The sequence below is a fragment of the Colwellia sp. SU-HH00943 genome, from assembly GCF_057546125.1.
Genome location: NZ_BAAJLW010000003.1, coordinates 168,813 through 183,391, shown reverse-complemented (window position 1 = coordinate 183,391; position 14,579 = coordinate 168,813). Strand labels below are relative to the sequence as shown.

The following is a 14,579-nucleotide window of genomic DNA, read 5'->3' as shown; positions in this document are numbered from 1 at the left end:
TGTACATTTGCACGAGTTACCAAGTTGTAATCTTGTGTACCTATTGTGTTACGGCACGAGCTTGAATGCTCGGTAATAACCATTACCTTCCATCGTGCCGAAGGCTTTAAGTGTCAGACCGTCCCATTCACCAGGGTAAAATAGCACTGTTGGCACATTACCTACTTTTGCATGTAATGCGTTCAGTAAACCATGACCTCGAATAATCGGCCACGCACTACCTAACCCATGCAATAAAATGAACTCAGTTTTTGACTCATCTGCACCTTCTAAAGAGCTACCTAAATCAATTTTACTTGCAATAAAATCAGCTACTCTATTTTGTTCAAGAGGGCCTTTTAATGCTTTAAATAAGGCTTCGTCACCCCGTTCTTTTTGTGTTTTGAATGCTCGTTCTGTTAGCTTACGAGACTCAAGCATTTCAATGACAATCTCGAATAAATTAATGCTGACAAATTTTTTGCCACGCTTTTTAAGTTTCTCAGTAATAAAAGTAAGGTGCTCTCTTACTTCAAGTTCTGTCTCTGCTGGGTAATCAAATACATAGAAACCAATTTCATTACCTAAACCTTGGTTATTTAAAAAGTCTACACTTTCTATTTTGAGCATTATTTGATCTAGCCTAGCGGTTAAGCTTTTTTGTTTCATAAACTTAAACCTCCATTGCCGTGATTATGTCATCACGGTTCATGTCTGTTAGTAGTGCTCTTACTTCAGGTAACAAGTAAACATTTTGTAGTTTCTTATTACGTGTTGTTTCGATATACCCCGCATCAGCTAATACTTTAAAAGCAACTTGTGCAATTTTATACGTTGATGAAGACGTCATTTGAGTAAACTCAGGAAATAAGCGTGAGCGTTCATCCCAAAAGGACTCCCAATCGGTACTATCGATGCTTTCACGAAACATACGCTTTGCGTCAATAAAAACATTACGCATGAAATCAGCAAACATAGTTGAATTGATTAATGTGGCTGCAAACATCAATTGTGTAGAAAGCTCGGTACTACCAAAGGCGAGCTGTTCTATAAACTCGTCGTTTAAGCCTTCTAAGCGTTTTTTAATAGTGGCTGCATTTCGTTTAGCCGAAGCATCTGAGCGTTTTTGTAATACATTTTGATTTACAATAGCGTCTGTCCACTCTTCTTTTGAGGGCTTTTTGAGAAGTAACTCAGCAACAATTTGGCTTTCACGGATCATTAAACTGCCACCAATAAGGTCACCTAAATATGCCTTATGGTTTTGTAGATTTGCTTGAGGTGTCATTTATAAATTCTCTTCATCAGGTTTATAACCTGGGGCTATTGTAAGATTTTCAGCACCATAAAGGGTTTGCCTGTTGCGTAACCAAAGTTGGTATTCAGCGCCTTCTAATGAGGCTTCTTTGGTACAATCTACATTCCAACGTCTTAATAAATATCCTGCTAAAGCCGCACGAACATTTAATTCTAAGACCTTATTTTCCATCCCATAATCCAATTCTATCGCTGTTGGGTGTTGAACATTATTTGGGTGCGGAACTAACTGTAATGGCATCATTCGCATCCACTGGTGATCTTCAAGTTTATCCTCATGATTTTCTATGTTCTGTGTAAGAATCGTAACCTTCGAGATACGAGTAATTACAAAGTCACGGAATGAATTAGATTTACGATCAAAAGCTCTTACATGCCAACGAAGGCCGTTATCCACAATGCTGTGAGGCACTAACTCACGAGCCGCTGAACCACTACTTAACGATGTATAAATAATACTGACTGGTTTTTGATTAATGATGGCCTGAACAAGGCGTGCAACGATAAAGATATCAGGAATATTAAGCTGACTGGGTGCTTCTACCGGAAAGGCAACATCGCCAATGGCATCGTAGCCATCTGTTATTTGATTAGCGAGTTTAACCAAGGTTTTTCGCGGGTCGTGGGTAAATAGTGGTTTGAACTTTTCAGTTTGAACATACATCCGTTGCTTGTTGTCGTAAGACATATTATTCGGACATAATTCTTTATATAAGTTTAGGTCTGCCGTAGCACCCGACATCCCTTTTTCAAATTTAGTTACTACTTCATTACGAGTAACTCTACCGACAAATAATAGCTTGAAGTCGATATAAGCAAGCCTTTGTTTCTGCGAATAATTCAGATCATCTAAATTCATTATCTAGCACATACCAATCTATTGAGTGAATCCAGTATGTTTCAAAATCGAACATACCTCAAGTAAATTATTGAACCATACAGTAATTAATTGTTATCTAATGCCGTTTATGAATTTCCATAGCCTGAACTTTTGTATTTATTCAAGATATAAAATAGGAGTACTTGTATGTAGGCACGTAAAATCAGTTTTATTCAATTCTTTGTATTCAACGAAAACAGGTTCAAAATCAGATATGCCATATCAAATTAAATATAGAGAAAATCACTTAGATTTATTCAATAACAAAAATTTAAATTTTGTTTTCTTGCTAAGTGACGCCACTTAATCTCTCCCTACCTTAATTAATAAAAGGTATAATTTGTTTTTCTGGCAATTTTTACACGCAAATAACAATGAAACAGTTGATTTAAAAGGTGTTGCAGAGAATTAAAAAACAATTAATAATAAAATTTGAAATCATAAATTGTATTTTAATTAGTAGTTATCGGCGGGTTGCTTTATGCGACTATGTACCTACATAGTTTATATCCCTGATAATTTTTCTTTTTAAAATCAATTTGAATAGTAAATTAAATTTATAACGTTTGGAGTTGTCGGCGGGTTGCATCATGCGACTATGTACCTACATAGTTTAGATCCCTGATAGCTTTGTTATTAATATTAATTTACAAAAAAGCTTTACTTACTAGTAGAGCCAGGTAGTTATGATTTAGCACATCCATATGACTATCGAATAAATATGGAAATTTATTAAAAAGATGACTTACCTCAGCTTTATATAGGAAATAAGAAAGCACTTAAACGCTCAGTGAATAATTTGTATAACTAGACAATATTCATCAGTTAAGTGTGTAATCTAGTAATAGTTTATTAACGCTTCTTTTTAGGTATGTAAATAGAAGAAATCTTACAAATATTAAATGCGCTAAAAGCTTTATTATCCAATATAAAGTGTAAAATCGGATCAAGTCAGATGCTGAGACTGTGATTTAATACTCATATAAACACTTATAGAGTATTAAAATGACAACCATTCAACAGCAACTGAAATCCCTTAGCTACATCATTTTTTTTCTTGAAAAAGAAAAATATAGTTATAAAGATATCTATTTTTTAATTAGCAACTTTTATCGCTATACTGGCAGTTATAGAAGTTTAATACGCTTTAGAAGTTCCAATGTCTTCTCTACTTGTATATGTGTTTGTGATGAAAGTCATTTACAAAAAACATTAGCTTTTCAAAAAGCTCTAATTAAAAGTAGAAAGTCATCTAAAAAAAGAAATCGACGCTCCCGTTTAAGCAAATATCGTACATCTTTACTTACTCAATACTCCAGAACTCTGTCATTTACTGAAACGCATAGATGGCTCATTAAAAAACACAAATTAAAAATAAGTTATAGCGCTTTACGACGCTATATCATAGAAGTCTTGTACTAATTATGGCTTCAATAAACAGTAAATTAAAATCAAAAATTTGGAATAAATTTAAGCGCGCTCATAAAGCAAAAAAGATTCCTTCGATTGCTACGTGCACTGCTTATACGTCAAGCATCGTCATGTTTACTAAATTTCTTTCAGAAAATGATTTTTTAGTTGACTCAATTGATGATTCATACTCATCTTTAGGAACTCTTTTAAAGTTTTCAGACAAATCAGTAGCCATTGATTTTATCAGACAACGAGCGTCTGACGGTTACTCTCGCTCTACGATTGAATTAGATATTCAAGCAATAAACTGCTGGTTTAACGACTGTGAGAGTAAAAAATATAGGAAGAAAAACCCAAAATTAGCAAGTGAATCAAAGTGTGAATTAATAAAACTAGCAGATGTTATTCACCCTAATCCAACAAAACATTTACTTAAAACTTATTCCCAAGAACAATTAACTCGAATACTAGAGCATGTTTCACCAAAAAATAGATTTTCAATATTATTATGCGCTTTAACGGGAATAAGAGTAAAAGAGTTATTTACTATACAAAGAGCTGATGAACGAAGCGAATCTGTTCGTGAATTATCAGGTTTACAAAAAAGAGCTAAACCCTACAGGTTTTGTTTATTCTCGGGGGTCAGATATACAGTGAAAGGAAAAGGTGGACTCATCCGAGAAATACTTGTGCCCTTTGAAATAGCACAAGAGTTAGAGAAAAAAAGACTAAAAGCCCCAATTACTGTCCATGACAGAAACATCGAATATAAAAATTGTAAATATGATTTAGCAGGTGGAAATGCGCTTTCAAAAGCGTTCGCAAGAGCGAGTAATAAGTGGTTAGGCTGGAACAGTGGTATTCACTCACTTCGACATGACTTTGCTAAAAAAAGACTAAAAAAAGCCTTCGAATACACAAGGGATTACAATCTTTCTAGGGCTATCGTCAGTCAAGAGCTTGGACACTTTCGTGAAGATATTACTGATGTTTATCTCTATTAAACTTAAAGCTGACCTTTAATCGCATTAGCTTAACCCATAATAGATTGTAATTAAGTAATCTTGAATTAACTGCCAATTTTTAAATAGGTCAAAATACAATTAATTGATAATTTCTATATCATTCTTTTTCAGACACCAAAGAACAATACAACTTTGTATTAAAAGGACTTTATGAATAAAACAGGTATCTACAAAAGCTAAAAACGAGCACTAGAAGCTTTTGAAAAAAGATGAGTTAATAATTTCTATAAAGCAAAATATCAAAGTTGTTTGAATATTATTTATTTAAGATTTTATAGAGGTATTATTCTTGAGAGCTAAATTGTTAGGTTTATAAATGGACAACCAAATTACTTGCCTAATGCCTAACGGCTCAAGTCACACCTTTTCTGACATTTGGGCACGAGAAGCTAACTCTACATTACGGACATTGCAGGGTTTTAAGCAGACCAGCTAGAATGCCATGAGCAGACTTTCGGAAAAAGTTGCCAAGAGTACTGCAGAACCTGAAGCGGTCATAATTTAACTAACTTGTAGGAAAGGATACAACGCAATTTTTACCTCTTTCTTTCGCCTTGTATAACATTTCGTCAGCTTCAGCAAATTTAACTGATACGTCATCAGTTATGCTGTTTACATAAGTGATTCCTATACTTGCACTTACGTTTATAGATTGTCCATTTGCAATTACCGGCGTTTCTGCAATTGTTTTACGTATTAACTCAATACGTTCTTTCGTGTTCTTTTGAGTTGTATGAGTCATATACAAAAGAAACTCTTCACCACCTACTCTACCAAGAGTGTCTTCTTTGCGTATCATCCCTTTAGCTATGTTGGCAACATGACATAAAACAGCATCGCCTACAGGGTGCCCATAAGTATCATTTATTTGTTTAAAGTTATCTAAATCGAATAGTACAAATGCATGCACTTCATTTTCAGTCGGTGGATTTGAGTTTTTTATCCTCGCAAAAACCGAACGGCGATTCAAAAGTTTTGTTAGAGGATCTGTTTCTGCCTTAATTTTTTGTTTACGCCATATAAAAAATAAAAACATAATCAATACTGCTGCTATTACTAAGAATAATATAACAACGTTACGTTCAAATTCACCTCGCTCTTTTTGCTCCTTAGCTAACTCTATTTCTGCCCTTAAAGTCTCTTGAGACAATTGCGATATTGTATTTAAAAGATCGTCATTCTGTTCATTGTTGTGTATTGCCATCCAAGTATTGTGGAGCGAGTTAATTGCTTTTGAAGCTTTGATATTATTTCTTACTTCATATTTTGCTAATAAATAGGGTAAAAAAGGTTGCTGCCAGTCAAGGTCAAATACCTCTTGCTCTAAATTATTTATAAATGTGTCAATACATTCCTTTTTTTGCAACTCTAAACATGCAGTAGCAAACATTATTTGTAATTTAGCAGAGCCCTTTTCTTCTTTAAGCCACTCAAAATAACCACTTCCTTGACCATAGACAGTAAATACGGTTTGATAATCTTGAGTAAAATATGCAAACTGAAGCTGCACCATTAAAAGGCTTTTTTTCAAGCGAATTAAAGAGTATTCATCAATATGTTTGGATATGTCATCTATGTTAATGTGTTGTTTTAATCGCTCTATGTATTCACTGGCTTTTTGTATATTCCCTAAGGCCAAAAAATCAATAACTTGGTGATAAAGGAAGTACCCCTTATTAAAATGATCTAAATTGCTAGTTGGGTTTGAGAGAATTTGTTGACCAATATCAACTATAAGTACTCTCTTATTTTTTTTAGCATAATAATTATAACGAGCACTTCTGGCTAAATACCAAAGATTGTCATCTTTCAATTCATCGGCAAGCAATTCTGCTTGTCGCAATATTTTTAAAGATGAAACATCATCAATATTTCCGCAATTTAACTTTAGAAGACTAAGTTTTGCTTTAAAAACACTGCTAGTAGAAAAAAGAGGGGCATCTATCATTTCACAGGCTGTTTTTTCATCCTTAGCACTATGAAAATAATAATCGATTAATCCTTTATAAATAAACTCTTTTACTTCAATCGTGTTAACGTCGTTTAATTTAGATATTAATTCATCAGCGATAGCCGCTATATTTTGTTTGCCGTCAGAACAATAATAGTTGTAGTCTAATTTTCCTAATTTTAATATTATCTTTTCATCATTTGTTAATTCGCCATTAATCAATTGATCTTCAATTTGTTCTAAACTTACTTTCTTACAAGGTAACTCACCTAACAACATAAATTCATTTATGACTGCTTTTATTGGAAAGTTATTAGCGGAAGCTAAATGAGAATAAAAAACAAAAATACTAATCAAACAAAGAAATGACCGACAAAACATATTACGCTTATTATTCTATTAAGGTTTAAAATTTAATTATTAACACGATGTTTGTACCATAACAATCTTATCCATATAAAATCATTGATATTTTTACAAAAAAAGAGGTTATTAACATTACTCTTACATTTGATTGAGATAACTAACATTCCATTGCATTTAACGGCAGTTATTTCGAGCCAGCATTTGCTCTATAAATTGGCTTCAATGTCTGCCATAGCTCTGGCAATGTGTTTTATATCCATTACCTGTATTTCCATTTCTGACACATTACAGCTATTCATTGCCAGATTTGGATAAGCTTTGCCTTAAGTAGATACTATGATATCTAAAATGGTCATTATCAATACTTAATTTCTTTCAAGTTTTATCTTCTGAACACTAACAGGGCTAATACTTAACTCCTTGGCTACTTTACGAATTGACATGCCTTTATCTAATAAATCCCAAACAGGTTGACGGTTAATCGTATTTGGCTTGCCCTTATATTTTCCTGCAAGCTTTGCTTTAGCAATCCCCTCTCGTTGTCTTTCTAGTAGCATTTCTCTTTCAAATTGGTAGACGGCGCCCAATAAGTTAAGCATTAGGTTATTCATTGGGTTTGATGAGTCATGACTAAAGATTAAACTCTCTTTAATAAACTGAATGGTAACGAGCTTTTCATTAAAGAAACGTATCAAGTTTATTAAATCTTCTATGTTTCGTGCTAACCGACTAATATCATGAACTAACACAATATCTCCTTCCCGTGCATAATCTTTTAATTGATCTAAAGATGGTCGTTCAAGGGTTGAACCTGAGCAAGTATCCTCGAATATTTTATCAAGTTCAACACCACTTAATTGGCGTACGGTATTTTGTTGGATGGTTGATACACGGATATAACCTAATTTCATATTACTGCCTCATTTAATGTCTTAGAGGGCACTGTAACCCTGTTTCAATATCGCGCAACTAACGTTAAATGAAACAGATAGGAGTGATTTCGAGTGTTACATTTTGGCTGTAGTCTAAATATATAAAATTAATAACAGAGCAAATTAATATAGGTAGGCAGAATTTTTTACTAACTGCGAGCATGAATACTTTGTTAGTTATCCCCAAAAATGTTCAAGCTTAATGAGTCTTTTTTTTCGTGTAAATCATATTGAGGCACTTTGCTAGGTAGGTCTGCTAAGATACGGTAGCTGACATTCCAACATCTGTTTTAAATCTATATTGTAGGCCAATTTTGATGAGCCACTACAACTGAACTTCTGAGCTTTACGTATTGGAGATAATGAGAATTTCTTTAGGTGTTACCATTTCACCCGCTTCTAAAAACATGTCTAACTCGGTAGCATAAATAACTGGGTATATAGCTCCTTGGTAGTCAACGACAACCGTCAATGAAATAGAGCACTCTGTTATAGCTTCTTTAACTGGGTAGCCATCTTCAGTTAAAGAGATAAGTTCATCTTCATCGATACCAAAGCAAGCTGAAGCTGCATGTTCAATGTCATGAAAGACCACTTTTGATAATAATTCACCGCTCAATTTTAATTGTACACCTGTTAGTTCTTCTCTACTTTTTACAAACTTTGGCACAACATCAACATTCAGTACCTTGCCAAATAAAGCGTTATGTTTTTTATTAAGTTTTGTAAATGTAGGAATAAAGTTTGTTTGAGGGAGTGGTTTAGCACTTTTTGAATTAATAATTAGATAATGAAATCTTGTACTTTCTGGTAAATAAAAGCCAATATCTGACCCTATTTCAATGTCGTTGTCATGCATAACACCTTCAATCTCATGTAATTTATGACTTGTGCCTTGATTGATATCAAATACTGATTCATCCAATGATTGTAAGTAATTAATAGGTGAGCTGTTTTTATCAACTTTGTTAGGAGGAATGCTTTTAGGGCTTTTCTTGATTGGTGTGTTACTAACAGTTTTAGGTTTTTACCCTTGTTCTTTTAAGACGCTAACAGCGGCATTAAAAACAACAATAGTGCGTTTACAGTCATCTAGTGCACGATGTGATTGCGTTGACTTTATTCCTCCTTTTTTAGATAAGTAATCCAGCTTATAAGACTTTAAGCCTGGGAACGCTAATCTTGACAACTCCAAAGCACAAAAAACTTTGTTGTTAAAAAACAAACCATGTTTTTTTGCCGCTACTTGTAAAAAACCCATATCAAAAGGTGCATTAAATGCTACGATTGGAAGAGTACCTATAAAACCTTTTAACTCTGTGATCGCTGTTTTAAGGTCTACTCCATCATTAACCATTTCTTGTGTGATGCCCGTGAGCTTAACAATATTACTAGGAATTGGTTTGTCGGCCACCACAATTCCCTGCATATATTCATGGTCAAACTCACCTGCCACTACTCTTATTGCCCCTATTTCTATGATTTCATCTGAATGACTAGAGAGTCCAGTTGTTTCCAAATCAAGAATAATAAATTCATTTGGGTATAGTGAGACTGAACTAGATTGCGGTTTTATTTTTTTAGGTGAAATAGTTATGCCGCTTGAATTTCTGACCGTTAACGGCTGATAATTTTTTTGTGGAGAGGTGTTTAAGTATAAATATAACTTTCTCAGAACGATATAAATTATGATGAAAAAAATTGATTGAAATAAAAAAGCCATACTCATTCCTTTGACTAGAGATAAAATAAATCATTAATAGTGTTAAATTGCATCAATATTTACTGCATTTAATTAGCATAAGCGGCTCACTTTTGGGTACAACTAATTCCAATTACTTTACAGCATTAGTTTTAGTACCTCAAATATGATCTGACCGACTATAATGACCTTGCAGCATCCTCTCAAACATGCAGTAAATTTTGGTTGAAACCGCCCCTGATATTCTTATTATTTTACAAAAGCTAATCTCAGCTATTGGCTAGTTGAAGGAGTCTCTAATGATCACTGGCTTAATATTAATAAAGATACGATAGCAGACGTCCCTCACAGATGAATATATAGAACTTTTGATGATGGCTTTTTGCAGTTAGTCGATCAGCCTGAGTGTGAACAAAGCCACCATAGCGGTCATAGAGATATTTTATCAAAGCGATACTATTTCTACCTTTAAGCTCTTATTAATTAGTTTTTTCGTAGATTAATACAGATTTTTTTAGTAAAGATAAATTATCTGTACGCCAAAATGGTTGTGTAATTATTCCTGTATTTCTATTTGTTTGTTTATAACCATGACATTCACAGCCAAATAAATCCTTAAAGCTATTGTATAAGTTGCTTTCTACTGATTTTCCGCTTAGTGAAACATCATACCCTATGGTAGAGGGACTGATCCTCAAACGACCATTAGCACCACTTAAACTCATATTTTCTTGTTTTACTTTTTGTTGATTAAATTTTAATTTTTCATTCCCGTTATTAGTGTTTATTTCATCTATGAGGGAGATTAAGTGTGCCTTGATAATTTCAGTTTTAAACATGTTGCTCCTTTCTTAATTAATTATTTAAGTAAAAATCTATTATCTCGTCAATAGCCTCTAAACTGTAATCTGGAATTTTTGATCTATCATTGGAGAGGTTATCTATTTTGATAAGCTCTCCGTTAAGAAACTCTAAATCTAATACCTCTCGAAATGCAGACGGTTTTTGCCACCCCGAATGAACATATCGTTCTTTAATAAAACCCCTACCTAGCAGTAGCTTTCCAGTTAAAGGACTAAGTGTATTCACATTTTTATATACGCCACCGTCAGTAGTGCAAAAATCTATACTCTTACTTGGATTTTTATAGCAGGTTTTATTTTCATCTAAGTCTGCTTCAACCCCATTTATAGAAGGGTACTTACCATCTTTAGAGTTTATTGTGATTTTTGATAAAAATAACTTTCCATTTTCAATTTTGTACTCTGAGTAATACCCAAGGACATTTGCGGTATGTGGTGGTGTTGCCTCAATCCCAAAATCTGAAGGATACAACAATCTACCTCGAACACTGAGGATACTGTATTCTTTACCATCCAGATAAAGGCTATCTGATACTTGGCCAGTAGCCCAAACAATTGAAACGAAAAACATTAAAAATAGAGTGAAGTATTTTTTGCGTTTGATTCTTCTTAACATTATTCACTCCATTTCAATTATGGAACATGTCCTAAATTTATTCACAGAGAAATAAACATTGTTTTATAAGATACACCTTGTGGATGGCGAGGGTCATCAGTAGATGTTACCCCAAGGGCTTTAATAAGCTTTCCTGATTTTACCAACATAGACATGACTTCATCTAATCTAGGCCTGAGTGCTACCCGTAATTTAGTACGACTCCCCCAACAAGGCACAAGCATATCTGCTTCATTGATAATTAGTTCAAGTTCTTTATCATTATCAGGACCAATTGGTTTAGTGGCTTTAGAAAGATCTTTAACATCAGTTGAACGATAAGCAAATACGTTACCGATTATCATTTTTCTTGCATTATTATTCGCAGAAAACACCTTTAAATTTTTTACGGTATTATCATCAATAGATTCATCAGCAATTGATGGGTTTATACCAATGAAGGCTATTACTATATCACCTGAAGGAGATATATCTCTTTCAAGTCGATATCGGTAGGTTGACAATTTTTTCACTATCTTTTGGCTCATCTTCGATATCACCTAAGTCATTATCATTGATAAAAAATTAAGCATCCTTTGAAGTGCTTTGCTTCATAGAGAACTTGTATAAAGGCATTAAAACTGATTTGGCATGTTTGAGACTTTCTATAAAGGGAGATATTTCTTTAGGTTCATTAGTAGAAACTTGAAGACTAAAACTAAGGTGTGGGCTGGTTGGCATTACTTTACTTACATTCGATTTTGTTAAATAAACAGTTTGGTTACCACGTTTTCTATAATCTGAGTTTTCATCAAGGCAAGCTAATGACTCCTCAATAATACGACTCCATTGAGCTTTGTTCAATGAAGCTAATTTAAAGTCTTCTTGTGTAATAAACCGTTCGGCTATTTCAGGTCTAGCTGCTGCTTGCCAAGCATCTCTTGTCATTTTGAAATTAATATTTTTTGCCTCATTAATATCTATTAAGTCAAGTAATGCCATATCTTCTCGTTCTGCGAGTAATAAATTGGTTATAGGCCAATCTTTGTATTTCACTCCTTCTAAATTAACACCTAAGCTAACCGCGCCTGTATTCCTATTAACAATAATATTCCATTGAACACCATTGTTATTATCACTATATCCACTGTAGACAGATGTTTTGAGGCCAAAAGAACGAGGCTCTACATTAAAAACTTCTTGAAAAGCATTCTGAACAATACTTTGATTAACGTTGGATTTGGGATTTGAACCCTCGTAATAATCGAGTAATTGGGTAATTACATTAGTTGGTGTATCAAACCCTGAAGCATGTTTAGCTAGTCGGTTGAATAATGATTCAGGGATTTCAATGTTTTTCATCATAAATGTTCTACAGTAAGAAATGTACATACATTATGTGACAGGAAATCACACATGTAAATAGATTCACCTAATTTATCTGTTGTCAATTTCATTCTATGTAGCAATAGTAGCTCAGTTATCTGTATTTTATCTGCAAACCATGTGCTGATTTGATTAACGTATAAAATAGGATATGGATGTCGCCTTAGAGCTTAAACTTGCCCCACAAATGAGCAAGAAACTTCAGTTAGCATTGCCCTAAATATGCTTGTGGTTTCACAAAAGTTCAATGACCGGTTATGGCATACTGCCATTGGCATTTAATTTCGAAATGGTAACTGTGTGAGCCTAAAGCAGTCATGAGTATACTAAAGTTCAACATTTCAAAGTACAGGTTTAATAATCCTATATATAAATAGCCTTAATATTAGGCAACGTGTGAGACTAGAAAAGACTGAGTTACTTGCTAATACAACAATTTTTATATTTTCTCCTACTTCCACATATGCATAGATCATTTCTCCTAATTTTTATAAGTTTCGATTTAGGGTTTCTAAGTTTTTCAAGTAATAAAGTTCTAGATGAAATCATCTCAGACAGCACAGGGTATAGTTCAGGGTCGGAGATTTTTTCGTCCGTTAACTCCTTCAGTTCTCCAAGATATTTTTTAATTAATGTTTTTGTATTATGTACTTCCATTAAAGAGACTAAAGAGGTAATTATTGTTGCGATACACTCTGCTCTTATATTGCTGTATTGAGGGACGCTATCAGACAACTTCTTGATATTTTCTAGCACACGTTTCTTTGTGAAATAATCACTTTTTGGAACTATATTGGGATTTGGTATTAGGCAAATCAAGGCAACGTGCTTATCAAAAGGACTACAACCTGTTAATATGTTTTCAAAAAATTCAGTTATAATGAAGAAGTTTTTACAGGATAATTTAGATTGATACTTCAGGTGTAATGCACATGTAAAAACAATTGCATTAATATCACCTTGCTCTAAACAGTCATCCAATTTTTTTTGTGCTACCTTCTTGTAATTACTATCGGCACAATTTGAATACCAAAATAGGGATATAGCCAATTCTAATTGTAGGTTGGGATATTCGACTCTATAAAGTTCCTCCAATTTTATTGCTTGTGTTATCAGGAAACTATCTTTTGTCTTGGTTGCAATAGCCTGATTAAAAAAGCAATCAATTAAGCTACTTATATCCTCTTTGGTGCGATTATTACCATAAAAAACTCGAATTAGCATCTCTTCTGCTGAGTATTTAGTATCTAACTCGACTGATTTAATTTCTTTACTTACAAATTTTTTAACTTGAGAAAGCTCTAAGAGCAGAATGTTTAATTCTTCAAATGCTTTTTGGGCTGACGAACTTAAATCTTTTACATCATCTAGATCACATGTATGAGCACCTTTATTACCAAGTTTTCTGATCGTATGCATACGATTGATAATTGAAAAACTGTAGTTTCCTGAGTTTTCAACTTGTTGGATTTGTTGGAGAAGCGACTCATTCTTGTTAATAAGGTTAGGTTCAATACTTTTAAGTAATGCACTTAAGCAGTCTCTTGTTTTCACAAGTGCGTTACTTGGAAGTAAATTTATAAACCTTTGAGCTTGGTAGTGTTTATCTTTTACATCAGTACTGAAAAATTTAACTAAATTATAGGACTTTATCATTTTATTTATTATTTTCAGTTCTTAACTGCTCTATAAGTTCTTTAAAGTACTTAGCTTCTTTTGATGTAGATGAACGTCTAGAATATTTTTGGAACATATTTTTTGCGTGCGCTAATCGCTGCTTTATAGTATCAGTCTCCTTTTGTGCTTTATACTCGCTTTGAGTCTTCTTGTTACTATTTGCTCTGCTTACCGAACTAAAACGTTTCTCTTGTTCTGCCATATATTCATTTGAAACAGGTCTACCTCCAACTCCTTCACCTGAACCATGCATGCCAAATCCCACAGATGTAGATTCCCATGTTCCCTTTTCAATGTGTCTTCTTTCAACTTCAGATTGGTGAGATTTTCTCATAATATTCCCCAAGAAACTGTTTATAAAAAATAATCATTTTAGCTAAAGATAAATGACTCTAAAAATCAATATATTATGTAATGTCTGCTTTGTCGGTTCAACTACTGTTTTGATCTAAAATCACTATGACCGTTTTGGTGGCTAAGTGGGCTATTTATT

General features: G+C 33.5%; 14 protein-coding genes. 1 reads left to right on the top strand and 13 read right to left on the bottom strand.

The window, feature by feature from the left end; translation table 11 throughout:
* Nucleotides 1-48 precede the first annotated feature (48 nt).
* The 3 genes from AC27GZ_RS09365 to AC27GZ_RS09355 are packed head-to-tail and all read right to left on the bottom strand — an operon-like array spanning nt 49 to nt 2,155.
* A complete protein-coding gene (locus tag AC27GZ_RS09365; protein ID WP_487094696.1) occupies nt 49-648 on the bottom strand; it encodes a DUF1788 domain-containing protein in 600 nt (199 codons plus the stop codon).
* Nucleotides 649-652: 4 nt separating this feature from the next.
* Nucleotides 653-1,267: a DUF1819 family protein gene (locus tag AC27GZ_RS09360; protein WP_487094695.1), complete on the bottom strand. Its 615-nt coding sequence runs from the start codon at nt 1,265-1,267 to the stop codon at nt 653-655.
* Complete coding sequence (locus tag AC27GZ_RS09355; RefSeq protein ID WP_487094694.1) at nt 1,268-2,155, bottom strand: WYL domain-containing protein; 888 nt, start codon at nt 2,153-2,155, stop codon at nt 1,268-1,270.
* 1,445 nt (nt 2,156-3,600) lie between these two features.
* Here AC27GZ_RS09355 and AC27GZ_RS09350 point away from each other — a divergent pair.
* Nucleotides 3,601-4,593 (top strand): hypothetical protein, encoded by a 993-nt coding sequence (locus AC27GZ_RS09350; protein ID WP_487094693.1) that lies wholly within the window; start codon nt 3,601-3,603, stop codon nt 4,591-4,593.
* Nucleotides 4,594-5,119: 526 nt separating this feature from the next.
* Here AC27GZ_RS09350 and AC27GZ_RS09345 read toward each other — a convergent pair.
* The 10 genes from AC27GZ_RS09345 to AC27GZ_RS09300 form a co-directional block, all read right to left on the bottom strand.
* Complete coding sequence (locus AC27GZ_RS09345; RefSeq protein WP_487094692.1) at nt 5,120-6,844, bottom strand: GGDEF domain-containing protein; 1,725 nt, start codon at nt 6,842-6,844, stop codon at nt 5,120-5,122.
* 452 nt (nt 6,845-7,296) lie between these two features.
* Nucleotides 7,297-7,842 (bottom strand): recombinase family protein, encoded by a 546-nt coding sequence (locus tag AC27GZ_RS09340; protein WP_487094691.1) that lies wholly within the window; start codon nt 7,840-7,842, stop codon nt 7,297-7,299.
* A 367-nt stretch (nt 7,843-8,209) separates the two neighbouring features.
* Complete coding sequence (locus AC27GZ_RS09335; RefSeq protein ID WP_487094690.1) at nt 8,210-8,788, bottom strand: hypothetical protein; 579 nt, start codon at nt 8,786-8,788, stop codon at nt 8,210-8,212.
* Between the two features lie 102 nt (nt 8,789-8,890).
* The gene (locus AC27GZ_RS09330; RefSeq protein WP_487094689.1) at nt 8,891-9,586 is read right to left on the bottom strand and encodes a 3'-5' exonuclease; all 696 of its coding nucleotides are present in this window, start codon (nt 9,584-9,586) and stop codon (nt 8,891-8,893) included.
* A gap of 458 nt (nt 9,587-10,044) precedes the next feature.
* A complete protein-coding gene (locus AC27GZ_RS09325) occupies nt 10,045-10,404 on the bottom strand; it encodes a hypothetical protein (RefSeq protein WP_487094688.1) in 360 nt (119 codons plus the stop codon).
* A gap of 16 nt (nt 10,405-10,420) precedes the next feature.
* Nucleotides 10,421-11,044 carry a hypothetical protein gene (locus tag AC27GZ_RS09320; RefSeq protein WP_487094687.1) on the bottom strand — a complete coding sequence of 208 codons (624 nt, stop codon included), beginning with the start codon at nt 11,042-11,044 and terminating at the stop codon, nt 10,421-10,423.
* Nucleotides 11,045-11,085: 41 nt separating this feature from the next.
* Complete coding sequence (locus tag AC27GZ_RS09315) at nt 11,086-11,571, bottom strand: DUF1643 domain-containing protein (RefSeq protein WP_487094686.1); 486 nt, start codon at nt 11,569-11,571, stop codon at nt 11,086-11,088.
* Nucleotides 11,572-11,608: 37 nt separating this feature from the next.
* On the bottom strand, nt 11,609-12,388 hold the full coding sequence (locus AC27GZ_RS09310; RefSeq protein ID WP_487094685.1) for a hypothetical protein: 780 nt from the start codon (nt 12,386-12,388) through the stop codon (nt 11,609-11,611).
* Nucleotides 12,389-12,826: 438 nt separating this feature from the next.
* Nucleotides 12,827-14,065, bottom strand: coding sequence for an SEC-C metal-binding domain-containing protein (locus tag AC27GZ_RS09305; RefSeq protein WP_487094684.1), 1,239 nt, complete (start codon nt 14,063-14,065; stop codon nt 12,827-12,829).
* 1 nt (nt 14,066) lies between these two features.
* Nucleotides 14,067-14,420, bottom strand: coding sequence for a hypothetical protein (locus AC27GZ_RS09300; protein ID WP_487094683.1), 354 nt, complete (start codon nt 14,418-14,420; stop codon nt 14,067-14,069).
* Nucleotides 14,421-14,579 lie beyond the last annotated feature (159 nt).